Raw genomic sequence first — 26,071 nt, forward strand, 5'->3', positions numbered from 1 at the left:
AGTCTGTGCCAATAAATCGTTTACAAAATGACAGTTCTGTTACCAGTTCATGAAATGTTCACTGTTTCTTGTAAAGACCGAATGCAGCGTTTAACTGACCACGAATTAAGTCAGAACGTTGCTGTTCCGTTACCTTACGTTCTTTTTCTCGAATTTCGTGCGTGCGCCAACCATCCTCGATTTTTTCCGCGACTTCGACGAGTCGCTCGACATCCGTAAACGAATATTTTCGCGTCTTTCCATTTGTCCGTTCTGGAAAGATTAATTTCCGTTCTTCATAGTAACGAATCTGACGTTCTGACAAGCCGGTCAATTCACAGACGATTCCGATCGACATCACCTTTTTTTCGCGGTACTTCATCTTCGTCACTCCTTTCCACAAAAATACCATGTCAGATTTTCTGACACAACACGTTTCTTTGAAAGTATTTCCGTCTAAAGTAAACACATACTTTAAATGGATAAAGGAGGAACGACAATGAAACTGGAACAACTCGCAATTTCAGTCGATACGTTTTATGTCTTATTCGCAGCACTGCTCGTCTTTACGATGCAAATCGGATTCTTACTTCTGGAAACAGGGATGTTACGGGCAAAGAACGCGGGGCACGTCGCTGTTAAACAAATTATCAGCTTCTCAGTTGCCGCTCTCGCCTTTTGGGCTATCGGATTCGGATTGACGTTCGGTGATGGTAACTCCATTATCGGAACAGAAGGATTCTTCTTACATGGAGGATTCAGCAGCCTTGATTGGTCGAACATCACGATTGATGTAAAGTTCCTCTTCCAACTCTCGTTTGTCGCCGTTTCTCTCGCAATCGCTTGGGGCGGATTCGCAGAACGTGCTAAATTATCCGTTTACTTGTTGTTCGGAACGTTTTTCGTTGCTATCATCTATCCGATCATTGCTCGTTCCGTTTGGGCAGGTGGATTCCTTGGTTCGCTCGGAATGCAAGATTTCGCCGGGTCAACGGTCGTCCACTTACAAGGTGGGATTGCTGCACTTGTTGCTGCTTTACTGCTTAAGAAAAGAATCGGTGCTGAAAAAACACCGTTGCTTGGACACAATGTCATTTATTCTGTCGTCGGTGCCTTCATCCTCTGGTTATGTTGGTTCGGCTTCAACGCTGGTTCGACATTAACGATTGCCGACGGATTCTTTAGTTACGTTGCTTTGACGACGTTACTCGCGACTGCAGCAGGTGCCCTCGGGGCTCTTGCCATCTCATTCTGGCACCGTCGCGTCGCAGATATTCCTTCGATCATCAACGGTGTGTTAGCTGCACTCGTTGCCATCACAGCAGCCTGTGCCTTCGTCGAACCATGGGCAGCCGTCGTCATTGGTTTCCTTGCTGGTGTGATCACGTATGGAACGAGCATTCTTCTCGCAAGTCGCGTGGATGATCCACTTTGTGCCTTCTCCGTTCATGGCGTCGCTGGTATCTGGGGTACACTCGCAACTGGATTCTTCGCTTCACCTCGACTCGTTGAAATCACAGGTATCGGACAAGCAGGACTCTTCTATGGAGGTGGCTTCACGCAACTCGGTGTTCAAGCTCTTGGTGTCGTCTTTGCTATCGTCATCGTCAGCGTCTTAAGTTATGCTTTCTTAAAAGTCCTCGACCTTACGATCGGACTTCGAATCACACGCGAAGATGAACTCCGTGGTCTTGACGTCGCGGAACATGGTCAAGCTTCTTACGATCTTCCTGCTCCTGTCAGCAAGGAATTGCATATGGTTGAAGAAGAAGATCTATCAAACGAACGTGTCAATTAATGGTTCATAACGAATAAGAGCCTACGCGATGAATATTCATCACGTAGGCTCTTTCGTGTTTATTACTTTCGGGCGTAGTATTCACCAATCATAAGTGCCAAAGCTGCCCCACCCACGACATAGATGGATCCGCTTAAGAAGAATCCAAGTAACGTCAAAATGATACATTGACTGATTGCCGCGAAGCGGATGATTTTCCGTTTAGCGTGCACGGCATTCCCAAACGGCAGTAAGCGAGTCAACAGATGCTGATCGACCGCTTTCGTGAATGGTGCCAATTGAAAACTCGTCAGCCCACCAAACGCAGGGATCGCAAGTGCGACGAACCACACGTTACCACTTGCCAACCACATGAACACAGCCCCGATCAGCGTGAGACGAACAATCAATCCGATGCCGTCCCCACTCCGGATGAACTGTTTGACATATAAATAATCAAATGTCGTTTGAGCGCTATGTGGAATTTGTTCGACCATCTTACTTAAGAGACGACGCCGTTTATACGTTGCCGATAAATGCGGCACATCGACGAACCAGTTAGCTAGTCGATAAAAACGATCACGTGATTCTTGTTCGAGCGCAATCCATTCACGTAACGGGAGATGATCCTGACGCTTCAGATGGAGGACGACCAGTAACAGTAAGGCAACGACGATCGTCATCCACGCCATATCGATGATGACGAGTAGTGCTGCTCCAAACGCATACAATAACACCGTCCGATGGGCGATGCCTTCAAGCTTCGACAAATTCGCTGCCGCTCCGAACAGGGCAAGAGCTACGCCCATTAAGACAAGTTCAAACGGCGTCGTCTGTTCCGTCCGAACATAGAGGACAACGACTGCTAGAAACGGAATCACGGCTCGAATGATGCCAAAAATCGCATTATATATGCGCACCTGTTGCATGAAACTTGATAACTTCGCTAATACGGGTAATAGAAATACTTGATCTGCCTCGACAAGAAACGTTCGACTTGTCCGGTAGAGCGGCAGAATCAGAAATAGGGCTGCCATGACGAATCGACCTGGAAACGATGGGTCGAGTTGGTCGAGGAAACGGCCGTAGACGACTAATGCGTATAAAATGACAAAGTAGACGGTGAACAACAGTCCACCATTCGCCATATATCGTGTATATTTCACCGTTTCCGTCATCGCCGCCTGATACCGTTCCTTCCATAAGGACTGGCTATTCATCGTTCTGCCTCCTCGATCGCAGCAACGTACAGATCATCCAGCGTTCCATCTTGTAGTCCATAGCGAGCTCGTAAAGCAGCCGTTGTCCCTTCCGCCGCAATATGTCCTTCATGTAAGAGAACGAATCGGTTGCAGTGGCGCTCGGCTGTCTCCAGGATATGCGTTGACATTAAAATTCCTTTACCGTCCTGCTTGAGTTCACTGAAAATCTGAAGCAACTCTCGGATTGCCAGTGGATCAAGTCCAACGAATGGTTCATCAACGATCAACAATTCACTCCCCGTGACAAGGGCGCACAAGATCATTGCTTTTTGTTTCATCCCTTTTGAGAAGACACTTGGAAACCACTCTAATTGTTTCGTCATTCGAAGGCGTTCAGCATAATGATTTGCTCGTTCTATCGCTACTGCTTCTTCGACATCATATCCTTGTGCCATGAGGCGAAGGTGCTCCCGTAACGTTAGTTGTTCATATAACATCGGCTGTTCCGGAATATACGCGACTTGACGACGATACTCGGTTTCGTTCGTCGCTAAATCCAATCTATTGATTCGTACAGATCCCGTTTTGACCGGTAATAGACCGAGGATGTGTTTAATCGTCGTTGATTTCCCCGCACCATTTAAACCGATTAAACCAACGAGTTCCCCTTGATCCACTTCAATATTGATATCATGAAGGACTGTTTTAGATCCGTATCCTCCTGATAAACCCTTGATCTCTAATAACATGTTTGCCACTCCCTTTAAGCTCATCGTAAGGTAGATCTTCTTAGACTTTCTAGCTTCGTGCCTCATTTTTAAAAATATAATGTTTTAATACTTGTTTTTTCGGCAATTACTCTAAGTGTAATCGTTACATCAATATATGAAAACGATTTACATGCAAATCGAAAGTGAAAACGATGAATCGTTCATTTAATCTTTATCAAGTGGTCTAATCTTCTAGTCCTTTCAATGAATGAATGATTTCAATTTTTTCACTTTCACACGTGTTTATAACTGCCTGAAAACAGGTAAAACTAATATGTAGAGGAGTTGTTTAAAAATGGGATTCTTATGGGCATTAATCGTTGGTGGTCTCATCGGTTGGATCGCAAGTTTAATCATTGGAAAAGATGTACCGGGCGGCATCATCGGTAACATCATCGCTGGTTTCATCGGTTCGATGATTGGTCAAGCTATCTTTGGTTCAATGGGACCAGAAATTGGCGGATTTGCAGTCATTCCGGCTATTCTCGGGGCAGTCATTTTGATCTTCATCGTCTCACTTATTCTCCGGGCAGTACGCAAGTAATCATATATTCTAATCGAAAAGGAGTGTTTTGAAATGGGATTCTTATGGGCATTAATCGTTGGTGGTATTATTGGATGGTTAGCAAGTCTAATTTTAGGTAAAGACGTACCAGGCGGTATCATTGGTAACATCATCGCTGGTTTCGTTGGTGCATTGATCGGTCAGGCATTATTCGGAAATTGGGGTCCAATGGTTGCTGGATTCGCAATCGTACCTGCTTTACTCGGAGCTATCATTCTCATCCTCATTGTATCGTTCATTCTCCGTGCGGTGAATAAACGATAAACAAAAAATCCTCGGACATGATGTCCGAGGATTTTTTATGCGTTAGTTTTTTATACTTTAATCTTTTAATTGTAACCACATGCCATCTTCTCGCTCGACGACACGTTTTTCCACTCGTAAATTCAACCATTCGAACACGCCTTCGAGAAAGCTAGATGGATATTCCCAAACCGTACCGACGCGCTCTCGCTTCTTTCGTTCTGGTTTTCCAGCGACAGCTTCCAATTCATCCGGAGTTTTATTCAATCGGATTAATAACTCCTCCACCTGTCCCGACTGATAGGTCACTTCATATCCATCGTACCGTGCTCGATTCGCAACTGTCGAATCAGGCGTTCCGAACGCGTTCTCGAATGCATCGCGCGATTTCCCGAGATAGCTGGTCATCGTATCGATACTTTTTCCAGTCCGCGCTTTCACTTCCGTCTCAAGTAATGTTTTAATATCGACTGCATATTCGTTTGATACAGTCGTATTGAACTGATCAGCTAATTTAAAATCAACTGCCGTGTTTGGTTCATCACCGAGTTGAACGGTTTTTGAGTCCTGAACGGTCTGTCCTGATTGGTCGGCACTCACCTGGACATCATATTCTCCTGGAGAACGCTTGATTTCTAGTGATGTTCCATCCATCGTTCCAATGACTTCCCCGTCTAATGATACTTCTGTTTTAGGGACATCACTTGAAACGATCAATCGTTGTGGATTCAGATTGAGAGAATACCGGTCATACCAAAGCCATCCATCCTCTTTTTGTAACGTAAATAGATGTGCCTTTACTTGTTTACCAGAGTCTTGATCCTGTTTGACTTGTTTGATGACCCGATCTGTTCGTTCTGATTCAGTCGTCAACCAAGTAATGAGTCGTGTCGCCTCACTCATCGGTAATGGTTTATCGTTCATCGTGACTAGTTGTTGGAATCCACGCTGATCCTTTTCCTTCAATAGAGTAGCAAGCCGCTCGTCCGTTTTCTCCATTTTTGCCGCCTCTTGCATGTTGCGCCCAAACCAAAAGGCAACTAACAAAAACAGACAGGCGATGAAGGCGCTACCAATGAGTAAACGTCGTTTTCGTTTTTTCTGTGCCGTTGAGGCTATTCGTGATGCCATGCACTTCGCTCCTTTTTCTCCATTAGCTGTATGGTCTTAAGTGTATCGGGTTCAAGTTTACTGTCAATCGTGCGGAAGGCGGAAACTTTCCGTATACTAATATTATCTTACCCAAAGGAGTGACTGTTCCATGCAAAAAGAATCATGTATCTTCTGTAAAATCGCTCGCAAAGAAGTCCCTGGTCATATCGTATTTGAGAACGAAACCGTTCTCGCCTTCCTCGACTTGTCACAAGTGACGAAAGGACATACGCTCGTTATCCCAAAACAGCATGCCGATAATATGTATGATCTCTCGCCTGAACAGGCACAGGACGTGTTTGCGACGATTCCGCAAATCAGCCGTGCGCTTCAACAAGAGACAAATGCAGCTGGTATGAACCTTCTATCCAATACAGGAAAAGTAGCTGGTCAATCAGTCTCACACTTCCATTTGCATCTCATTCCTCGTCACGATAAGCAAGACGGATTCAGCGCGAAGTGGGAAGTCCATAACGACGAGTATACGGCAGAAGAATTGGCTGAGCTCGCAAATTCAATCGCTTCGCATATCTAAGGCTGTTCTTTTTCTTCTCTTCTTAGAAAAATATTGCCGAAATAGGTTTCTTTCACTCAATTTTCGGTAAAATAATATGAAACAAATATTTTAATATTAAAAAGGAGGTTTATCATGTCGAAGCGTCCCGCCCGTAACTGGGTCGCTTTTGGTGCTACGCTAACACTTGTGACTTTTTATGGTCTAAAGGCGCTTCGCCAAGGTACGAAAAGCGACTCTTCGAACGGTCATCAACGTCGAAATTCTTATTCTACAATCGTAACGAATGTGCAGGATTTGACCCACGAGGGCAAGAACTTAGTAGAGACAGCAAAAGTGTCTGGTATGCACTTCAAGGAAGAAGTCATGCAGAGCGTCTCGGAATACCAAACGGAAGTCCAAGCATCGCTCACGAAGATCCAGTCTCTCGCTGATGAAGCGAAACAGGAAGCAGACCAGCTTTCTCCACAAAAGTAAGATCCGTTGCTTCGATTTGTTTTTGTATAGTTTGCATTTTGCGCGTTTGAGCCATTGTCACCTTTCGAAAGGATGAGTCAGATATGGAACACGAAAAGTTATATCCTGGACAAGAAGCATTATTGTATAGCCATAAAATTGTCCAATTAAGCAAAGCACTATGGAAAACGGTAGAAAAAGATTGGCAAAATTGGATCAAGCCTTTTGATCTAAACATCAACGAACACCATATTTTATGGATTTCGCATGCCCTAGGTGGTGCCTCGATTTCTGAGATCGCGAAGTATGGTGTCATGCACGTCTCGACGGCATTCAACTTCTCGAAGAAGTTAGAGGACCGCGGATTGTTGACGTTCTCGAAAAAGGAAACCGATAAACGAAATACCTATGTCCAGTTGACACCGGCAGGCGAATCGCTTTTACTCGAGACGATCCAAGCATTCCGTCCCGAAGAAAATGGCGTCTTCCGCGCATCACTTCCTCTTCAGGAATTGTACGGTAAGTTCCCAGAACTGACGGATATTTCTGCAATCGTGCGTCGTTTGTACGGAGACAGCTTCATGGACATCTTTGCCGAGACATCGAAGATGATCACGGAAGAAGCAGATCGCCGTCCGCAAGATCCTGTCATGGACTCGATAAAAAAAGCATAAGCATACTATCATCAAAAGCGTTTTAGCCTTCAGCTAGAATGCTTTTTTTAGGTCTTATTTCCTCATGACAGGGACATTACTACTATGTCTCAAGAGCGTTATTTCCCTCACAATTTCCCATAAAAATTATCCTCAACCGACTACCTGGATGTGATAGCATGGAAAAGAGCAAGTATCTCTTGGCATGACAAGATACAGCTGTCAACCAAACGAGAATATGATATGATAAAACGGTTGAAATAAATGGTAAATTAGGGGTGTATGTATGAAAAAGAAATTGCTAGGCGCAGCAGCAGTCGCAAGTGTATTTACGTTAGCAGCATGTGGATCAAATGACGAAGCCGTCATCAATTACAAAGGTGGCGAAGTCAACAAGGCTGACGTCCAAGATGAAGCATACGAAAAAGCTGGTGCTCAAATCGCCTTCCAGCAAACGATGAACAAATTGCTTGAAAAGAAATACGGTAAGGAAGTCACGGACAAAGAAGTCGAAGCAGAAGTCAAGAAAACAAAAGACCAGTTCCCGGATAAAGAGCAGTTCAGCTCAACACTGAAATCTGCTGGAATTAAGAACGAAAAAGAATTCGAAAAAGTACTTCGCACACAAATGCTCTTAACAGAAGCAAAATCTGCGAAATCCAAAGTAACAGATAAAGAAATCCAAGAGCGTTTCGATCAAGAAAAAGTCGAAGTCAAAGCAAGCCATATCCTTGTTGCGAAAGAGTCAGAAGCAAAAGACATCAAAAAGCAATTGGATAAAGGCGCAGACTTCGCGAAACTTGCAAAAGAAAAATCAACAGATACAGGTAGCGGTGCAAAAGGTGGAGACCTCGGGTACTTCACAAAAGGTAAGATGGTCAAGGAATTCGAAGATTACGCGTTCAAGGATGGCGTTGAAGGTAAAATCTCCGATCCGATCAAAACACAGTTCGGCTATCACATCATTAAAGTAGTCGATCGTAAAGAGAAGAAAAACTTCACGCTCGATAAAGAAAAAGCACGTATTAAAAAAGCACTTGCTGAAGAAAAAGCAGCACAAGTCAACCCGAACGATATTTATCGTTCACTCATGAAAGAATACAATGTCAAAGTCGAAAATAAAGACTTCAAAGACGCTTTCGATCTAGACAAACAAGAACAACAACAAATGCAACAACAAATGATGCAACAACAGCAATAATCAAAAAAGAAGCATTTGTATCAATATACTCTCCATAAGATGTACAGGTTAAAGAATTAATCTGTACATTTTGTGGAGAGCTTTTTCAGATTAAGGCATTCACATTTCAAAAATTAGTGCTGTTTTTTATAGAGCCTTAGTACCCATGTTCGCAATTTGTATATTTATTCGTTAAATATCTAGATTAGTTATACATTTTTAACTTAATAATATTTAATTTAAATGTATTAACTTTAAGAACAAGATTATTTGAAATTAAAAACATTAATTTAAAGATAAAAATAAGAAATTAGTAATTTTATCTTAAAAAGATAAAATTAAGAAAAATACCAACTAAAACTATAGGAATAGTTTTTTTGATATGATAAATTATGTAAGAGTCATAAACTTACATAAAAAAGGAGTCTTATCATGAAATTTGTAAAAGTTCTTAGTGTTTTATCTTTAGGTAGTATTTTATCTGCTTCACTAGTGGGAAACGTAGACGCAACTTCAAAGCAAACTGCATTATCACAGCAGCAAAAAAATGCATATTATGAGCAATACTTATTAACAGTAAAAAAAATTAATAAAAGTACTTCTACTTCTCTTTTAGAAGTAGCTCCAAAAAAATCTTTTAAAGAAAGCGATTGGATTACACCAAAACGTTTTAAAGAAATTGCCGAAAAGCGTATTAATGCTAAATTTGAACAATCTAATAATGTCTCAATGAAAATGTCTGCTGATACTGCTAAAAAAACAAAAACCATTAAATCAAATGGAATTTCAGTAAATATAGCAATAACTGGTGATTTTAATACAGAGTATAGATCATCTGCTAAGCGACAAGTTTTTTCAGGTATAAACTCAATTCGCTCTACTGATACTTCTTCAAAGGGAACTTGGAAACAAACTGGGTACACAGCAAATTTAATTGATGCAGCTAAAACTTATGATATTACTGTTGGAGGAAAATATACTCAAAATGGTCTTACTTCTTCACATAATATCTCAGTTGAGTTTTATTGCAGTACAACTGGTGGAGTAAGTTAAAATAGAATTCCAATACAACAAACCCTCATTTTTTTGAAATGAGGGTTTGTTGTATTGGAAAACATAGATGATAAAAAAACTAATTTTGCGGCTTTTTTATAGTGAACAAAAACTATAATAGAAGTTCCCTAAACTATACTTTCTTTTAATTCGCTCCCTTAAAAAATGATTACTTTAGCGAACCGTCCGAATCGGTGCCCGTTCGTATTGTTTCGGCAAGGCAACCGTATCCCCTAGTTCGGCTGCCGCATGATAGACCCAGTATGGTTGGCGAAGTAGTTCACGTGCGAGCAGGACGATATCTGCTCGACCGTTACAGACGATCTCTTCTGCATGAGCAGCTGTCGTAATCAATCCAACCGCTCCCGTGGCGATACCTGTCTCTCGTTTCAACTCTTCCGCATAGCTGACTTGATAGCCCGGATACACTTCAGGTACCGCATTGGCGACGACAGCACCAGAACTACAATCGAGTAGATCGATGTTACGTGCAGCTAGTTCTTTCGCAAGTGGAATATAATCCGTCGCCGTCATTCCCCCTGTTGCGTGATCCGCTGCTGAAATCCGGACCCAAATCGAGAGCTGTGAGACTGCTTGAATTCCATCAATGATTTCTAACAACAAGCGCATCCGATTTTCAGTCGATCCGCCGTACTGGTCTTCTCGAATATTGGATAACGGAGAGAGGAACGTGTTCAATAAATAACCATGTGCGCCATGGATTTCAATGAAGTCATATCCTGCTCGTTCCGCTCTTAATGCTGCATCGATGAACTGTTGTTTGATTGTCGCGATTTCATCAAGTGTCAATGCATGTGGATGCATATACGTATCATCAAACGGTAAAGCGCTCGGTGCGACGGGTGGTTCTGCCGTCGTGCTTTTACGCCCGGCATGGGCCAGTTGGATCCCCGCTTTTGCGCCCGCTGCTTTGACTTGCTCTGCGATTCGTTGTAATCCTTCAATATGTGCATCTGACCAGATCCCAAGGTCCCCAGCTGAAATGCGACCGTCTGGCGTGACAGCACTCGCTTCTAAAATGACACCACCAACGCCTCCCATTGCACGGGTTGCATAGTGTGTGACGTGCCAATCCGTAACGAGTCCATCTTCTTTTGCACTGTACATGCACATTGGCGCCATAATGACCCGATTGCGGAACGTCAACGTTCCGAGTTGAACCGTATCAAACAACTTCGTCTTCATCTTTCTTCCCCCTTATAGCTTCGGACGGTAGAAAGCACGATTATCTAGTGCAAATGATCGTTCCGAGAACTGTCCCGGTTCGACATATTCAAGAAGACGATCCATCATCGTCATTCGCGCATCGAGGTTATCGATCAAGAACAAGACTTCAGCCTCACGCATTTGTGGTGCTACAGCAGATCCCCATTCCGGTCGTCCATGATGGCTTAAGACGAGATGTTGCAAGACAGTCAGTACTTCTACGTCAATTTGTAATTCTGCTCCGACTTTTTCGAGTTCCGCTACCATCATCGTAATATGACCGACGAGTTTACCAGGCAACGTATATTCCGGTGCAACCGGATCGGATAACTCCTTGATTTTCGCATAATCGTGTAGAATGATGCCACTGATTAGCACGTCACGGTTTAAGGTCGGATAGAGTTGAGCGATTTGATCCGCTAAGCGCAACATCGAAAGGACGTGGTACGACAGTCCCGAGTAAAAGGCATGATGGTTCTTGACCGCTGCCGGATGCGTGAAGTAGGCGTCAAATCGTGAAGTGATCAAATGTTTGACGAGCTTTTTCATGTCACTGTTTTGAATCGATTCTACGAACGCGAGTACTTCCGTCTCAATCTGCTCTCGTGGAATAGGTGCTGATTGAACATAGTCCTCGACATTCGTCTCCTCTAGGACCGTAATTTGTTTGAGCTTCAGTTGTGTCCGTCCTCGATAGTCCATGACTTCTCCAGCAGCATGAACGATTGACTTTGGCGCATATTTTTCAAGGTCACTCGTATCCCACATCTTCGTCTCGATTTCGCCTGTCTTATCTGTCAAGATGAGCGTCAGGTATGGTTTCCCATTTGCTGCAATTCCTTTGACTGCTTGCTTGATCATCGCTCGTTGATCGAGCGTTTCTCCAACTGCTAATTTACCGATTCCTTTCATTCTTGAAACACGTCCTTTATCTGTAAAATAGGTGTCTTTTTTATATTCCATTGACTACACTTAAGGCATATACTATTTCATTCTACTATATGGGAGTCATGAACATGGAACTGGAACCTCAATTTAATTGGTCCCGCTATCTTGATTTAGCTGACTATGAACAAATATTTCCGACGGCTGCCGTCGACCAATCCGAAATGGACTGGATCACGCAGTTGCGATCGAAAGATATGAACTTCACGCGTTCAGAAAAAGGGGTTCTCTATGGCGCTGTCGTCACATGGCAAAACCCTGTCGACAAAAGTGACCGCCGCTCGATTTGCTTTTATGTAACGAAAGAAAAACTGATCACGATCGGATTGTCGGAATCGATTGTGACACTGGTCGCTCCCTATTCTCCCGCTCATCCATTCGCGGCTTTTTATACGATTCTCGCTTTACAGTTGAATACGTATTTCGCCGGTATCGATCAGTTTGAGACAGAACTGTTTTCAAGACAAGATGAACTACGCGGCAGCATCAATGAAGATTCGCTTGATAGCATCTTCGCGTTACGCGACACGATTGAGAACTGGTCCGATTTGATCGTTCCATTTCAAGAACTCGTCATGGCTGGCGAAGAGTCGTTTCTCGAGGAAGAAACGTATCTTGAGGACATTTCCTTGAAACTAGCTATGAAACGTGTCCGCCGTCTGTTGATGCTCATTGAACACTACCAAAAAGACATTGAAGTCCTTCTCGACTTATCAACGACCGTTTCGAACTTCCGAGGAAACGAGATTATGAAGGCATTAACGATCTTTACTGCCGTCGCGACACCGACGATGGCCCTCGGTGCGATTTGGGGGATGAACTTTAAAATCATGCCGGAATTAGACTGGAAATACGGCTACGCCATATCCCTCGGTCTAATCTTTTTATCGACTAGTGGTATCTTTTACTGGATGCGCTGGCGTGGATGGTTAGGCGCTCTTGTGCGTATGCCAAAGAATAGTCGACCAAAAAAATAGATATCAGAACATAAGTTCGTTATACTAATTGTATCATATCCACTGAAAGGAGATGCTTGTCCGATGGAACGAAAAATCATTCATATTGATATGGACGCCTTTTATGCTTCCGTCGAGCAACGCGATCGTCCTCGATTAAAAGGTGTTCCTGTCGTCGTTGGTGGACCCCCTCATGCCCGTGGTGTCGTAGCGACTTGTTCCTATGAAGCACGGAAATACGGTATCCATAGCGCGATGCCGTCAAGACGCGCGTTCCAACTGTGCCCTCGTGCCGTCTTCATTCGTCCTCGTTTTGATGTCTACCGGACCGTCAGTGCGCAAATCATGGCGCTTTTTCGAGAAGTGACACCGCTCGTCGAGCCGCTCTCGCTTGATGAGGCGTATCTTGACGTCACGGAAAATTATTTCGATCAAAAAAGTGCGACGTATATTGCGCAATATATCCTGAAACAAATTAAAGAACGAACGGGTCTGACAGCCTCTGCCGGTGTCTCTAACTCTAAGCTCGTCGCGAAGGTCGCTTCCGGATATGAAAAGCCAAACGGGATGACCGTCGTCCCACCAGAAGAAGTTCTCAATTTCTTGTCTCCATTGAAAATTGGAGATTTACATGGCGTCGGAAAAGTCACGGAACAAGCGTTACGAAAACAAGGGATTGAAACCGTCGCAGATGTTCAAGCAATGCCCGTCGAACAATTGCGGGCTTTGCTTGGACGCGATCGGGGAACGGAACTACATGCGATGGCGCATGGGATCGATGAACGACCAGTTCGTCCGGAACGCGAGCGAAAATCGATTGGTTCTGAGACGACCTTTGAAGAAGATACGGAGGATATCGATACGATATTTGAGACGTTGATTCGAGAATCAAAATCTGTCATTGCAAGTCTTCAAAAAAAAGAACTCGTCTGCCGAACGATTACGATCAAGTGGAAGACCGACACATTCCAGTCACGTTCGAAACGGCATACGTTTGCAGAAGAGACGGCGGACGAAGAACGACTACTTGAGGAAACAACGAAACTGTTCAATGGCATCACCTTTGACGGACCGATCCGCTTGATTGGTATGACGGTCAGTCACCTGACTACTCCTCCCGCTGCGAGACAGCTGACGTGGCAGGACTTGGACTTGCGCTTGTAAAATGAACGGATATTCATTATACTAAGTACAAGACCGATCAGACAAGGGAGGAACAAGTATGCAGTATACGATTACAGTCTTTTCAGATCGTGGTGAAACGTTACTCGATGACGTCTTCGAAGCAGAGTCGGATGGACAGGCACGAGAAGAAGGGATTCGACGCCTCAATGAGAGTGGTTATGCCCATCATGCCGCTCGCGTCACACGTTCAGGCCGTTTGATTCATTTCGAGCGCGCCTACTTGCGACGGATCGTCCCTGCTTCATCTTGAGCGATACATGAAAAAGGAAGACGCGCCAGCTGGCACGTCTTCCTTTTGTTTACTTATTGCACGTCGTCTTGTTGCTCCATCATTGGCGCATAGAGCTCTTCTAACGGCTTCATGATGATTTGTGTGACTTCCGTCAACATCGTGTGCATCCGTTGCTCTTCTTGCATCAGCTGACTGATCAATGGATTGTTTTGTACTTCAAGCATCTTTGTTTGGGCAGACGCCATATCGTCTGGTGTAATTTCTTCACCTTGCATCTGTTTTTGTTGTAATTCGAGTTGGATGTTACGGAACGACGCGAACAATTCGTTTGATTCCGGATCTGCGTTAACTTGCGTATACAAATCTTTTAATGTCGTGTACTCCGAAGTTTCGCGTAATGCACGCTCCAGCGTGTACGCGTGATCGTATAAATTTGTTTCTGCCATGAGTAAAACCTCCAATTTGTTTAGACGAGATAAAGTCCCGCCTGTATCAATCCAATTAAACCACCTAACAACCCTCCAAGCCAAGTGATAGCACGGAATTCCCGCTTGGAAATCGATAAGACGATTTCCTCGAGATACGCAGTATCAAGCAAATCGACTTCTTCTCGAACGATCGTTTCGAGGTCGAGCGTCTGTAGGATCTGTCCGATTTGATTCGTCGTCCGTTCGAATAGGTGATCGATGACGACAGGTACATGTTGCTCGAGTAGTTGTGACTCGAGTGGATTCAACCAGACGCGTAACGGTGTAGCAAGCATCGATTCAATCGGTAAACGTGCCATGATCTGTTCTTTGACAGTCTGTCGAATCCGCGACTCCGTCTCTTCCGTCATATAGGATGAAAGCGGGCAATCCAGTCCCTTTTGCCATTCCTGACGTAATAAGGCAAGAATGAACTGAGACGTCGACTCTGATTGAAGTACCCGTTTCAGCTCCGGCTGAATCATATCGACGATGTTGACATTTGCGAGCAACATCCCGAACATCCCGCCACCCAGTCGCTGTTGGATGAAACGAGCAACGGTTTCCTCGAGTTGTAGACGTCCTTCAGGTCCATCAAAATATACCTCTGCTTGGTGCAATACAGATGTGACGAGTCTTGGCATGACTTCTTCGATTTTTTGTTCTCCGCTTGCTCCGATCAAGTTTCGCACAGATTGCTCCCGCCATTTATTCATCAGACGCGAAAACTCCTGCTCCAATTGATAACTGATCTTCCCTTGGATCCGTTGTTTTGGTTCGTCGATGAATCGACTAATCCACGCTTCCGTCGTCTCTTCCGAGCGTGTCCATTTCATGACTTCTTGTTCGACGAGACGCGTGACGGCTCCACGAACAGCTGGTGATGCGAGACGTTTCCCAATCCCTTCTGGCGTCAAGAGATGCTTGACGACCGTCCGTCCGAGATTTGCTGCCAGTTCATTCCGTCGTTTTGGAATCAGACCAGGCGTGAATGGTACGCGAAATTTTCCAATGTATTTCGGTTCAAGTGGTCGAAACAACATTCGGATCGCCAAATGGTTCGTGATCGCTCCGATGAGGGCACCGATGATGACGATTCCAACAAGCTTCAACACGAGTAACAAAGTATCTGACATAAGTTATCATTCCTTCCGATTTTCGACTTATGGTAAAGTCGAGATAGTTAGTTATGTACGATTTAGGAGTGATGCCGTGTGTTACGACAACTGATGACTGTATTCAATGACCAGCTTACGACCGATCCGAATCTGTATTGCCAGGAACAGTATAGCGTATATCGTCTTACAGATGGGCTTTGTTTTGGGATCAAGACGACTGCCATCTCCGACCGTGAACAACAACTGCTTGATGTATTTGCCGAGCGCATCATCACGACGTCGCGGTCAGATATCGATCTATGGCGAGAACGTCTCCAATCTGCTCATGCTGTGGAAGATCGACCATTTCGACTTGTCCACTTTTTATTTAATCCAACTGATGAACGTATGAGTGAGGAAATCCAACAACTGCTCTCCTCTTTCTTTTCGCAGACCAGTACGCTCATTCCTTTCAGTACTCATCGTTTTACGATCATCGAACGAGAAGAATTCGTTATTGAGGCAGAACTACACGATTTATTTTTAGCACTACAATCTGATTTTGTGCTCGATGGTAAGGTGTTGCTTGGTCAACAGCGTGCTACCGGCGACATTGCCGTTCAATTCCAACTCGAACAAGCAGCGCTCACCTCCGTCCCTTCCATGCAAATCGAACGTTTTTTACCTGCCATGACTCGTCTTGCAAGTCTAGATGACCGATATCGGGCAACACTCGTCGATCAGTTCATCCTGTCCCTCGAGCCAGAGTCTCGTGAGACGATCCTCGCTTTTTGCCGAGCTAACTTGAATGTCTCTTTGACAGCAAAACATCTATTCTTACATCGGAACAGTCTCCAGTATCGACTTGACCGGTTGACGGAACAGACGGAAATCGATGTCCGGTCGTTTGAAGGAGCTACTTTCCTTTATACCTTGCTACTTGTAGCATGATGCCTAATTGAAAACGTTTGCATTTAGTCAGGTTGTCCATAGGCAGACTACCTGACTTCTTTTATACTATTTCTTGTAAGCGTTATTATTTCATCATTTACTAGGGGGAACTACAACATGGCTGAAATTCGTCTTGAACATATCGATAAAATCTACTCAGGTGATGCAAAAGCGGTTGATGATTTCAATCTGCATATTAAAGATAAGGAATTCATCGTCTTCGTTGGACCATCTGGTTGTGGGAAATCGACGACACTCCGGATGATCGCTGGACTTGAAGAAATTTCAGGTGGAGACTTTATCATCGATGGTAAACGCATGAATGATGTAGCGCCAAAAGATCGCGATATCGCGATGGTCTTCCAAAACTACGCTTTGTATCCACACATGAACGTCTTCGATAACATGGCGTTCGGATTAAAGCTTCGGAAGTTCCCGAAAGATGAAATCAAGCAACGCGTTGATAACGCAGCTCGTATCCTTGGTCTTGAAGAATATCTCGAGCGGAAGCCAAAAGCACTCTCTGGTGGTCAGCGTCAACGGGTCGCGATTGGTCGCGCCATCGTTCGTGATGCTAAAGTCTTCTTAATGGATGAGCCGCTCTCGAACTTGGACGCTAAATTACGTGTACAAATGCGTAAGGAGATCATTCAGTTACACAAACGTCTTGAGACGACGACGATTTACGTCACGCACGATCAGACGGAAGCGATGACGCTTGCGACACGGATCGTCATCATGAAAGCCGGAATCATTCAACAAGTCGGTACGCCGAAGGAAGTCTATGATCACCCGGATAACATGTTCGTTGCTGGATTCATCGGTTCACCATCGATGAACTTCTTGACAGGTAAACTGGCAGAAGACGGTCTCTTCCATGTTTCAGGAACAGAAGAGAAATTCGAAGTACCAGAAGGAAAAATGAAAGTTCTCCGCGACCGCGGTTACACGAATAAAGATCTCGTCCTCGGAATTCGTCCAGAAGACATCCATGCGGAATTGATCTACCAAGACACTAAAACAGCACATCGTTTCCCAGCGCATATCGAAGTTTCTGAATTGATGGGTGCAGAGTCTTATCTCTACTCAAAAGTCGGACAACAAGCATTCACGGCACGTGTCGATTCACGTTCACATGTCGAGATGGGATCACAGCTTGATCTCTTCTTCGATATGACAAAAGCACACTTCTTCGATGCTTCAACAGAAGCAACGATTCGTTAATCACATCATCGATCAGTTATGATGTTTCAGACTGTCCATTTAAGGGCAGTCTTTTTTATTGACAGACGTTCCTGTAACTTTGTATGATACTGCTTGTAGCTTAAAATTAATCCTATTCGAAAACTAGGAATTGAAATCATTCATTTATAAAAGGAGAGAGCGCTATGAAACACGGTTTGAAATTAGCTGTAGCAGCATTATCGACAGCGGGGGTGCTTGCAGCATGCGGCGCTTCGAACGACAACGCAGGTTCTGGTAAAGAGTCAAAAGTCATTACAGTCGGAACGGAAGCAACATACCCACCTTTCACTTATAAAGAAAAAGGAAAATTGACAGGTTATGACGTAGACGTCATGAACGAAGTCGCAAAACGTGCCGGCTATAAAGTCGATTACAAAGCGATGGACTTTAAAGGACTCATCCCGGCACTTGATTCAAAACGAATCGATGTCATCGCGAACCAAATGGGCATAAACAAGGATAGAAAAAAGAAGTATGCTTTTTCTGATGCGTATACGGTCTCTGGTTCAACGATCATCGTCAACAATAAAACGAACGACATCAAAACACTCGACGACTTAAAAGGAAAGACAGTCGGTTCGACACAAGGTTCACTTTATGCGAAAACGGCTGAAAAAGCAGGCGCTAAAGTAAAATACTATAAAGGTGCGAACCAAGTCCTGAAAGATCTTGAAGCAGGTCGCGTTGATGCAGCACTGAACGATCGCCTCTTCGTTTTGACGCAGTTGAAAAAAACTAATTATAAAGTTAAAGCTGTTGATAAGACATTTGACAAGAACGAATCAGGCTTCATGATGGCGAAAAATAGCAAGTATACAAAAGACTTCAACAAAGCACTCGCTGAGATGCAAGAAGACGGCACTCTTGCAAAAATCGGTAAGAAGTACTTCAACGAGGATATCAGTAAGTGAGTGAATTACTGACGATCGTTCGGGATAACTCGGACGTCTACGCAAAGGCGATTGGCACGACCCTTCTAGCAAGTGGTCTCGCCATCGTCTTTGCGCTTATTCTCGGGTTGATTCTTGCCGTCATGCGTGATAGCCGCGTTGCCGTTTTCAGCGGTTTTGCACGTTTATACGTCTCGTTCTTCCGCGGAACGCCACTCTTGTTGCAAATCTTGATTCTTTATAATGGTCTCGTCACGCTTCAATTGACTGGATTCCAAGCACTTGCCTTCGGTTTGTCGCTTCACTTTTCCGCATATATTTCGGAATCGTTCCGCGCTGCCATCTCCTCTGTCGATCGTGGACAATGGGAAGCTGCTGACTCACTTGGAATTCCGCGTCGCAAGACATTCAAGGACGTTATCTTGCCGCAAGCACTATCTCGGGCGATTCCACCGCTTTCGAACTCTGTCATCGATATCATCAAGTCGACATCACTCGGTACGATCGTTGCTGTCGAGGAATTAACGTACGTCTCTGACCAGATTTCAGCGACGACATACCTCGTCATGCCGCTACTTTTGTTCTCCGCTGCGATTTACTGGATCATGTCAACACTTATTCAAAGCGTCCAACATCGTTTAGAAGCACGTTTCAGCATTCCAGAATGAATTTTTCACACTTGGAACCGTTAGGATTTCAAGTGTGTTTTTTTAGATTTTTTGAGGTTTAGCACTAGTCAATCCGGGAATAATCAAGTATACTAATAAAAATCAGAATTATCTGACAAATTACAAAGGAGCGTGGCCGAGATGAAACAAGTAATTGAAGCTTTCCGTAGACAAGATGCAGAGCAGCGAATTCCAGTGCTACGTCTCGAAATCGATTATGAGCTCAGTACGCTCTTCGATGCGATTCAAGCCAATGACCAAGCTGGCATGTCAGCAAGTAAAGATCGTTTAGATAAATATCGTCAGGAGATGCTTCGCTTAGAAGCTTAACCTCATAGATCTCCCATCTCTCCTCCCCCTTGAGATGGGACTTTTTTTGTTTACTGTTACTCTATTCATAAACGAAAGAGAGGATCGTTTCCAGATCGTGTACTGGTCGATCCTCTCGCTTCATTTCTTAAACAGAAAATACTTTATGCGTTTATTTCTGTCTCACAGTCTAGATTAATCGACATCACGACCTCGTGATGCCTTCAAAATCTCAAACCATTGCTCGCGCGTCAACGACAGCTTCGTCGAACGAACAGCAGATTCGATGCGTTCAATCTTACCAGAACCAACGATCGGCATGATACGTGCTGGATGTTTAAGTAACCATGCATATGCGACTTCGTCGATTTCTTTTGCCCCGATCTTTTCAGCGATCTCAGCTAATTTTTCACGTAACGGTGCGTATCGCTCGTCCTTAAAGAGACGACCGCCCGCAAGCGGACTCCATGCCATCAATGGCATCTCATTTTCATGACACAGATCGACGGATCCATCCTCGAAATGTTTCAGTTCCGAAACCGATAACTCGAGTTGGTTCGTCACGAGCATGAACGGTAAGCGTGATTGTATAAGACTCTGTTGTGCAGGTGTATGGTTCGATAGACCGAATGTCCGTACCTTACCCGCGTCCTTCAGCTCAACGAACGCTTCTGCAATCTCGTTCGGATCCATCAATGGATCTGGACGGTGAATCAACAACGTATCGACGTACTCGACACCGAGTTCTTGCAGGGAACGATTGACCTGTTTGATAATATGCTCTTTCGTCGTATCATAGAACGATAATGACTGATCCGAGAAATGATTCCCTTTCATTTTGATGCCCGTCTTCGTGACGATCTCCATCCGGTCACGTAATTCCGGTTTTAAGGCAAGAGCTTCCCCGAATAAGCGTTCATTCGTATAATCGCCATAGATATCTGCGTGATCAAACGTCGTAATTCCTAAAGCAAGGCATGCTTCAATCAATTCAAGACGCTCTTCCTTCGTCATTTCCCATTCATTCAATCGCCACAGACCATGAATGATCCGTGAGAATGATAAATCTTCTGTTAGCTGAATCCGTTCCATGTTTCTTCCACTCCTCTATCGTATGAACTCTATCTCGTTTACTGTACCTCAAAATGGTAACGGTTGCACGAATTTCAATTTTCAATGCTCTAAGACAAAAAACAGGATTCCGTCATCGACGGAATCCTGTTTAGGACTTATTGAATTTGCTCGACTTCCTGCATGACTTCATCTTCGATTTGCTGACGTTTTCGTGTCGTCTCAGCAGCATCTGGTGACGTGACGCTGAAATAGAACTTAATTTTTGGTTCCGTGCCCGATGGACGAAGGCAGAACCACGATCCATCACTGAGCGTGAACTTCAAGACATTGGATTTTGGCAGATTGATCGGTGAGGGTTGATGTGTCTTCAGATCGTGAGCGATGCTCGCATCATAATCCTCGAACAAGACGACCTGTTCTCCAGCCACTTGTTTTGGTGGATTCTCACGGAACGTATCCATGATACGACCGATCTGTGCCACGCCATCCTTCCCTTTGAGCGTCAGAGAGCGGAGTGACTCTTCAAAGTACCCGAACTGCTCGTAAATCGACTGTAATGCTTCATAGAGCGTCCGTCCTTCTTTTTTGTGATACGCAGCCATCTCAGCAGCTAACAAGCACGCTTGGACGGCATCCTTGTCGCGGCAGAAGTCCCCGATGAGATATCCATAGCTCTCTTCATAGCCGAAGAGATACTCATATTGACCCGATGCATTGTATTGTTTGATTTTTTCCCCGATGAACTTAAAGCCTGTCAACGTGTTCTCGACATGGAGATCATAATGACGTGCAATCAACGCACCTAGTTCTGAAGTAACGATTGTCTTCGCGACAAATCCGTTCTCTGGTAGTGTCCCCTGCGCCGCTTTTTGTGAAAGGATGTAGTCAAGCAACAATGCCCCCGTCTGATTCCCTGTCAAGACTGTCCATTCTCCGTCTGCATCACGTGTTGCTACTCCGACGCGGTCAGCATCGGGATCTGTCGCAATCAAGATGTCGGCATCTGTACGGTCTCCGTATTCGATCGCCAGCTTAAAGGCAGCATGTTCTTCCGGGTTCGGTGACGTCACGGTCGGGAATGCACCGTCTGGCTCTGCTTGCTCCTTGACGACTGTCACGTGTTCGAAACCGTAACGTTTCAAGCCTTCTGTTACCGGTACAAGACCTGTTCCGTGAAGTGGAGTGAAAACGATTTTTAGTGGATCGGCTAATTCCGATTGGATTGAAGGTAAGACACGAATCGTCTGTAATTTTTCTTGATACGCTTCGTCAAGTTCTTCGCCGACACGGACGATTAAACCGTTCGCACGAAGGACTTCTTCTTGCTCAAGTTCAATCGACAGCTCGTCTTCGATTTGACTGACGTACGATACGAGTTCATCCGCTTCTTTTGGTGGAAGTTGTCCACCGTCGTCTCCGTACACTTTATATCCGTTGTATTCTGGTGGGTTGTGACTCGCCGTGATGACGATCCCGCCCGCTGCTTGTAAAGACCGAACCGCAAACGAAAGTTCTGGTGTCGGACGTAGACCGTCGAACAGATACGCTTTGATGCCGTTACTTGCGAGCGTCCGCGCCGCCTCCAGCGCAAATTCTGGTGAGAAATGCCGTGAATCGTGTGCGATGACGATTCCTTTTGCTGCCGCTTCTTCTCCTGATGCCTTAATGAATGCTGCGAACCCTTGTGATGCTTTTCGAACCGTATACACATTCATCCGGTTCGTTCCGACACCGATCTCCCCGCGCATACCACCTGTTCCAAACTCGAGTTCTTTATAGAATGCTTCTTCAGCTGCTTTTTCATCCGCTGCTAGCGTGACGAGTTCTTCTTTTAATGTACTGTCAAGATCAGCGAACTGATCCCATTTTCGATAGGTTTCTTTCCATGACATAGTAAATCGACTCCTTTTTGAATGAGGGTAAGACTTGCGATGATGCGATACCTTTCATATGATTAACACTAGAAAGGGTAAGGTGATGAGGCATGTTTCCTACGATTCAAATGGCAGACCTTCAACAGCTCGTCCGTACGGATCAGATTCGCTGGTTTGACTGCCGCTATGACTTACAACAACCTGAATATGGACGAAATGCTTTCTTGGAACAACACGTCGAAGGTGCACAGCACCTGGATTTAACGACTGACCTTTCTGGTCCAATCGATGAGGTCGGCGGTCGGCATCCGCTTCCTTCAAAAGAAGCGTGGCAACACACACTGGAACAGCATGGTGTGACCCCGGAAGACTTCGTCGTTTTGTATGATGATGGTTTTCCGTATGCCGCTCGTGCGTGGTGGTTATTTAAATGGATCGGACATGAGCGTGTCGTCGTTCTCGAGGGCGGATTCTCCTCTTACCTAGCGTTCGATCTTCCGGTTACAGACGAGACTTTTACTTATGAACCCTCTCAGTACACGCCGCGTTTCCAAGACGAGATGCTCGTCTCGTTCGAAGAGCTAAAGGATCAGCTGACAGAAACGATGGTCATCGATTCCCGTGCGCCCGATCGGTATCGCGGAGAAATCGAACCACTCGATCATGTCGCCGGACACATTCCGGGTGCCGTAAATTGTTACTTTGAACAAGCACTCTCACCAGATGGTCGTTTACGAGATGCGGAAGATCTGAAAGAACTATACGCCGACATCCTGCCGGTCACGGCACCTATCCTCTACTGTGGAAGCGGTGTGACAGCGTGCGTCAATGTCATCGCTCTCCACTCACTCGGGAAAACCGATGTCCGGCTTTACGCCGGCTCTTATAGTGATTGGGTCAGCCGCGGTGAAGACGTCTCCCGTTCGTAAACATCAGACGCTGACAGAATTATCTGTCAGTGTCTTTTTGTTTAGAGTTGAATTGGTTTGATGTTCCAGATCGCATTCGCATACTCTTTAATCGTTCGATCACTTGAGAACACACCTGACCGAGCAATATTAAGAATGACACGTTTATACCATTCTTCCGGTTGCTGATACATCCGATCGATACGTTCCTGCGCTTGTTGATACGACATGAAGTCTTTCAGGATCAGATACTCATCATTATACGTCAATAATGAATCGTAAATTGCTTGGAATTCACCCGGAGCAAATAATGTCCCGTCGACGAGACTGTCGATGATTCGTCGCAACTCGGGTTGGGCACTGTATTGATCATACGCACTATAACCGCCGTATTGCTTATAATTCATGACTTCCTGCGGCGTTAAGCCGAAGATGAAGATGTTCGCATCCCCAACTTCATCTCGAATTTCGATGTTCGCTCCGTCGAGCGTTCCAATCGTCAAGGCGCCATTCATCATGAACTTCATATTGCCGGTTCCAGAGGCTTCATAGCTGGCAGTCGAAATCTGCTCACTGACATCACTTGCCGGGAAAATCTTTTCAGCAAGCGATACACGATAGTTTTCTAGGAAGACGACTTTCAAGTATGGGCTGACCTCTGGATCCTGATTAATTAAGCGAGCTAACGCATTGATATAACGAATGACTTCTTTTGCATAATGATAGCCTGGCGCTGCCTTTGCACCAAAGATGAATGTCCGCGGTGTCATCGTAAAGGAACGGTCTTCCTTCAGACGATAATAGAGCGAATGAATGTGTAACGCATTTAAGAGTTGACGTTTGTACGCATGCAATCGCTTGACTTGAACATCAAAAATCGAGGTTGGATCAACGACGATACCTGTTTCCTTTTCAATGAGCAACGCTAATTCTTCCTTACGTTGAAGCTTGATCTCGGCGATGTCCTTCTGCAGTGCTGAATCCTCTGCCCATTTCGTCAATTTTTGCAAATCGGACGGATGCTGAATCCAACCATCCCCGATCGCTTCTGTCACACGGTTTGCCAGTGCTGGGTTCGATGAGAGAAGCCAGCGACGATGTGTAATCCCGTTCGTCTTATTATTAAATCGAAGCGGAAACATCTCATAGAATAGTCGCATCTCGCGCTGCTTCAGAATCTCAGTATGAATCTGAGCGACACCGTTCGTTGAATGCGTGCCGACGACAGCCAGATTCGCCATGTTGATCCGATCGTCCGCGATGATGGCGATATCTCGCATATGTGCTTCCATGTGTGGATAGTTCGCCAGCACATCTTTACAGAAGCGTCGGTTGATTTCCTCGATGATGAGATAGATGCGTGGCAACAAGCGACGGAACAAATCAACCGGCCAACGTTCGAGTGCTTCTGATAATAACGTGTGGTTCGTAAACGACATGACACTCTTCGTGATCCGCCACGCTTCTTCCCATCCAAACCTTTCTTCATCAACAAGAATCCGCATCAATTCCGGAATCGCGACGACCGGATGCGTATCATTGATATGAATGGCAATATGATTCCCGAGTTGCTTCAATGAATGGTTTCGTTTTTTAAAGGACGTCAAGATACTCCGTAATCCTGCAGAGACGAAGAAATATTGTTGCTTCAGACGGAGTTCTTTTCCTTCGTACGTCGTATCATCCGGATACAAGAACTCTGAAATCGTCTGAATCGATTGTTTATGTGCCAGTAAATCTTTATAGTTCCCACGGTATTGACTAAGTAATTCATCATCATCAAGTGGAGACTCAGCACTCCAGAGTCGCAGGTTATTGACAACCTTGTTTTGATAGCCAACGATCGGCATATCGTACGGAACAGCACGGACGATTTCAGTCGGTTCATGATGGACGCGATACCCATCACCGACTTCTTCGAGCCACACATGTCCACCGAATGAAACATCGACCGCTTTATCAGAACGTCTAATTTCCCACATGTTTCCGTTCTTCAGCCAGTTATCCGGTAGCTCGACTTGATAGCCATCGATGATTTTTTGCTTAAACAGACCATATTGGTATCGGATACCGTTCCCATGTCCCGGTAGACCAAGCGCAGCCAAGGAATCAAGAAAACAGGCTGCGAGACGACCGAGACCTCCGTTTCCGAGTCCTGGTTCCGGCTCTTCTTCTGTCAGGTCACTGAGCTGATATCCGAGTTCTTCCAGTCCCCGTTCCACATCCTTTAAGACGTCAAGGCTTAATAGGTTATTATGCAAGAAACGTCCGAGCAAAAACTCGAGTGAAAAGTAATAGACTTGCTTACTTTTTTTATGGGTATATGTTTCCTTTGTCCGTAACCAATCGGTCGTGACCGTCTCACGTACCAGATAAGCAAGTGTCTGATAGATATCGTTTTCTGTTGCTTCCGTTATTGCCTTGCCATGCATCGAAACGAATCGTTCCGTAAACCTCTCCTTGAACTTCTCTATATCTTTGAACATGACGTAACTCCTT

General features: G+C 44.9%; 28 protein-coding genes. 17 read left to right on the forward strand and 11 right to left on the reverse strand.

Going from position 1 to position 26,071, the window contains the following annotated elements:
• Positions 1 to 58: 58 nt before the first annotated feature.
• Positions 59 to 361 carry a MerR family transcriptional regulator gene (locus BW42_RS08550; protein WP_035409401.1) on the reverse strand — a complete coding sequence of 101 codons (303 nt, stop codon included), beginning with the start codon at positions 359 to 361 and terminating at the stop codon, positions 59 to 61.
• 117 nt (positions 362 to 478) lie between these two features.
• On the opposite strand from BW42_RS08550, the gene BW42_RS08555 reads away from it, so the two are divergent.
• Positions 479 to 1,777: an ammonium transporter gene (locus BW42_RS08555; RefSeq protein ID WP_035409402.1), complete on the forward strand. Its 1,299-nt coding sequence runs from the start codon at positions 479 to 481 to the stop codon at positions 1,775 to 1,777.
• A gap of 62 nt (positions 1,778 to 1,839) precedes the next feature.
• Here the strand turns inward: BW42_RS08555 and BW42_RS08560 are convergent, their stop codons facing one another.
• Both BW42_RS08560 and BW42_RS08565 read right to left on the reverse strand, forming a co-directional pair.
• On the reverse strand, positions 1,840 to 2,976 hold the full coding sequence (locus BW42_RS08560; RefSeq protein ID WP_035409403.1) for an ABC transporter permease: 1,137 nt from the start codon (positions 2,974 to 2,976) through the stop codon (positions 1,840 to 1,842).
• Complete coding sequence (locus tag BW42_RS08565) at positions 2,973 to 3,707, reverse strand: ABC transporter ATP-binding protein (RefSeq protein ID WP_035409404.1); 735 nt, start codon at positions 3,705 to 3,707, stop codon at positions 2,973 to 2,975. The genes BW42_RS08560 and BW42_RS08565 overlap by 4 nt, the downstream gene beginning before the upstream one ends.
• 316 nt (positions 3,708 to 4,023) lie before the next feature.
• Between BW42_RS08565 and BW42_RS08570 the strand changes: the two genes are divergently transcribed.
• On the forward strand, positions 4,024 to 4,272 hold the full coding sequence (locus tag BW42_RS08570; RefSeq protein WP_035409405.1) for a GlsB/YeaQ/YmgE family stress response membrane protein: 249 nt from the start codon (positions 4,024 to 4,026) through the stop codon (positions 4,270 to 4,272).
• A gap of 33 nt (positions 4,273 to 4,305) precedes the next feature.
• Positions 4,306 to 4,557, forward strand: coding sequence for a GlsB/YeaQ/YmgE family stress response membrane protein (locus BW42_RS08575; RefSeq protein ID WP_023467348.1), 252 nt, complete (start codon positions 4,306 to 4,308; stop codon positions 4,555 to 4,557).
• 57 nt (positions 4,558 to 4,614) lie between these two features.
• Here the strand turns inward: BW42_RS08575 and BW42_RS08580 are convergent, their stop codons facing one another.
• A complete protein-coding gene (locus BW42_RS08580) occupies positions 4,615 to 5,667 on the reverse strand; it encodes a hypothetical protein (RefSeq protein WP_035409406.1) in 1,053 nt (350 codons plus the stop codon).
• A 130-nt stretch (positions 5,668 to 5,797) separates the two neighbouring features.
• Here BW42_RS08580 and BW42_RS08585 point away from each other — a divergent pair, with 130 nt between their 5' ends.
• From BW42_RS08585 to BW42_RS16030, 5 genes are all read left to right on the forward strand, one after another.
• Positions 5,798 to 6,223: an HIT family protein gene (locus BW42_RS08585; protein WP_035409407.1), complete on the forward strand. Its 426-nt coding sequence runs from the start codon at positions 5,798 to 5,800 to the stop codon at positions 6,221 to 6,223.
• 114 nt (positions 6,224 to 6,337) lie between these two features.
• Entirely contained in the window at positions 6,338 to 6,679 is a 342-nt protein-coding gene (locus BW42_RS08590; RefSeq protein ID WP_035409409.1) for a hypothetical protein, read from the forward strand.
• 83 nt (positions 6,680 to 6,762) lie between these two features.
• On the forward strand, positions 6,763 to 7,332 hold the full coding sequence (locus tag BW42_RS08595) for an HTH-type transcriptional regulator Hpr (RefSeq protein WP_035409411.1): 570 nt from the start codon (positions 6,763 to 6,765) through the stop codon (positions 7,330 to 7,332).
• Between the two features lie 265 nt (positions 7,333 to 7,597).
• Positions 7,598 to 8,512: a peptidylprolyl isomerase gene (locus BW42_RS08600; protein WP_035409413.1), complete on the forward strand. Its 915-nt coding sequence runs from the start codon at positions 7,598 to 7,600 to the stop codon at positions 8,510 to 8,512.
• Between the two features lie 411 nt (positions 8,513 to 8,923).
• Positions 8,924 to 9,544, forward strand: coding sequence for a hypothetical protein (locus tag BW42_RS16030; RefSeq protein WP_052019077.1), 621 nt, complete (start codon positions 8,924 to 8,926; stop codon positions 9,542 to 9,544).
• Between the two features lie 174 nt (positions 9,545 to 9,718).
• On the opposite strand, the gene namA is transcribed toward BW42_RS16030, so the two are convergent.
• Complete coding sequence (gene namA / locus BW42_RS08610; RefSeq protein WP_035409415.1) at positions 9,719 to 10,750, reverse strand: NADPH dehydrogenase NamA; 1,032 nt, start codon at positions 10,748 to 10,750, stop codon at positions 9,719 to 9,721.
• Between the two features lie 12 nt (positions 10,751 to 10,762).
• The gene (locus tag BW42_RS08615) at positions 10,763 to 11,683 is read right to left on the reverse strand and encodes an HD domain-containing protein (protein WP_035409417.1); all 921 of its coding nucleotides are present in this window, start codon (positions 11,681 to 11,683) and stop codon (positions 10,763 to 10,765) included.
• 104 nt (positions 11,684 to 11,787) lie between these two features.
• Here BW42_RS08615 and BW42_RS08620 point away from each other — a divergent pair, with 104 nt between their 5' ends.
• The 3 genes from BW42_RS08620 to BW42_RS08630 all read left to right on the forward strand — a co-directional run bounded on the left by BW42_RS08620 (position 11,788) and on the right by BW42_RS08630 (position 14,107).
• Complete coding sequence (locus BW42_RS08620) at positions 11,788 to 12,693, forward strand: magnesium transporter CorA family protein (protein WP_035409418.1); 906 nt, start codon at positions 11,788 to 11,790, stop codon at positions 12,691 to 12,693.
• Positions 12,694 to 12,756: 63 nt separating this feature from the next.
• Complete coding sequence (gene dinB / locus BW42_RS08625) at positions 12,757 to 13,836, forward strand: DNA polymerase IV (protein ID WP_035409420.1); 1,080 nt, start codon at positions 12,757 to 12,759, stop codon at positions 13,834 to 13,836.
• A 58-nt stretch (positions 13,837 to 13,894) separates the two neighbouring features.
• The gene (locus BW42_RS08630; protein WP_035409422.1) at positions 13,895 to 14,107 is read left to right on the forward strand and encodes a YhzD family protein; all 213 of its coding nucleotides are present in this window, start codon (positions 13,895 to 13,897) and stop codon (positions 14,105 to 14,107) included.
• 53 nt (positions 14,108 to 14,160) lie between these two features.
• On the opposite strand, the gene BW42_RS08635 is transcribed toward BW42_RS08630, so the two are convergent.
• Positions 14,161 to 14,535 carry a YlbF family regulator gene (locus BW42_RS08635; RefSeq protein WP_023467337.1) on the reverse strand — a complete coding sequence of 125 codons (375 nt, stop codon included), beginning with the start codon at positions 14,533 to 14,535 and terminating at the stop codon, positions 14,161 to 14,163.
• Positions 14,536 to 14,555: 20 nt separating this feature from the next.
• Entirely contained in the window at positions 14,556 to 15,692 is a 1,137-nt protein-coding gene (locus BW42_RS08640) for a DUF445 family protein (RefSeq protein WP_035409424.1), read from the reverse strand.
• Positions 15,693 to 15,770: 78 nt separating this feature from the next.
• Here BW42_RS08640 and BW42_RS08645 point away from each other — a divergent pair, with 78 nt between their 5' ends.
• The 5 genes from BW42_RS08645 (at position 15,771) to BW42_RS08665 (ending at position 19,737) form a co-directional block, all read left to right on the forward strand.
• Complete coding sequence (locus BW42_RS08645; RefSeq protein ID WP_035409426.1) at positions 15,771 to 16,604, forward strand: CdaR family transcriptional regulator; 834 nt, start codon at positions 15,771 to 15,773, stop codon at positions 16,602 to 16,604.
• A 117-nt stretch (positions 16,605 to 16,721) separates the two neighbouring features.
• On the forward strand, positions 16,722 to 17,828 hold the full coding sequence (locus BW42_RS08650; protein ID WP_035409428.1) for an ABC transporter ATP-binding protein: 1,107 nt from the start codon (positions 16,722 to 16,724) through the stop codon (positions 17,826 to 17,828).
• 164 nt (positions 17,829 to 17,992) lie between these two features.
• On the forward strand, positions 17,993 to 18,760 hold the full coding sequence (locus BW42_RS08655) for a transporter substrate-binding domain-containing protein (RefSeq protein ID WP_035409429.1): 768 nt from the start codon (positions 17,993 to 17,995) through the stop codon (positions 18,758 to 18,760).
• The gene (locus tag BW42_RS08660; RefSeq protein ID WP_035409432.1) at positions 18,757 to 19,407 is read left to right on the forward strand and encodes an amino acid ABC transporter permease; all 651 of its coding nucleotides are present in this window, start codon (positions 18,757 to 18,759) and stop codon (positions 19,405 to 19,407) included. Before BW42_RS08655 ends, BW42_RS08660 begins: the two co-directional genes overlap by 4 nt.
• A gap of 141 nt (positions 19,408 to 19,548) precedes the next feature.
• Positions 19,549 to 19,737: a hypothetical protein gene (locus BW42_RS08665; RefSeq protein ID WP_035409434.1), complete on the forward strand. Its 189-nt coding sequence runs from the start codon at positions 19,549 to 19,551 to the stop codon at positions 19,735 to 19,737.
• 174 nt (positions 19,738 to 19,911) lie between these two features.
• Here BW42_RS08665 and BW42_RS08670 read toward each other — a convergent pair whose 3' ends face one another.
• A complete protein-coding gene (locus BW42_RS08670; RefSeq protein WP_035409436.1) occupies positions 19,912 to 20,808 on the reverse strand; it encodes an aldo/keto reductase family oxidoreductase in 897 nt (298 codons plus the stop codon).
• 137 nt (positions 20,809 to 20,945) lie between these two features.
• On the reverse strand, positions 20,946 to 22,682 hold the full coding sequence (locus BW42_RS08675) for a phospho-sugar mutase (protein ID WP_035409437.1): 1,737 nt from the start codon (positions 22,680 to 22,682) through the stop codon (positions 20,946 to 20,948).
• Positions 22,683 to 22,774: 92 nt separating this feature from the next.
• On the opposite strand from BW42_RS08675, the gene BW42_RS08680 reads away from it, so the two are divergent.
• Positions 22,775 to 23,593: a sulfurtransferase gene (locus BW42_RS08680; protein ID WP_035409440.1), complete on the forward strand. Its 819-nt coding sequence runs from the start codon at positions 22,775 to 22,777 to the stop codon at positions 23,591 to 23,593.
• A 41-nt stretch (positions 23,594 to 23,634) separates the two neighbouring features.
• Here BW42_RS08680 and BW42_RS08685 read toward each other — a convergent pair whose 3' ends face one another.
• A complete protein-coding gene (locus BW42_RS08685; protein ID WP_035409442.1) occupies positions 23,635 to 26,058 on the reverse strand; it encodes a glycogen/starch/alpha-glucan phosphorylase in 2,424 nt (807 codons plus the stop codon).
• Positions 26,059 to 26,071 lie beyond the last annotated feature (13 nt).

The sequence above is a fragment of the Exiguobacterium sp. RIT341 genome, from assembly GCF_000632205.1.
GTDB lineage: Bacteria > Bacillota > Bacilli > Exiguobacteriales > Exiguobacteriaceae > Exiguobacterium_A.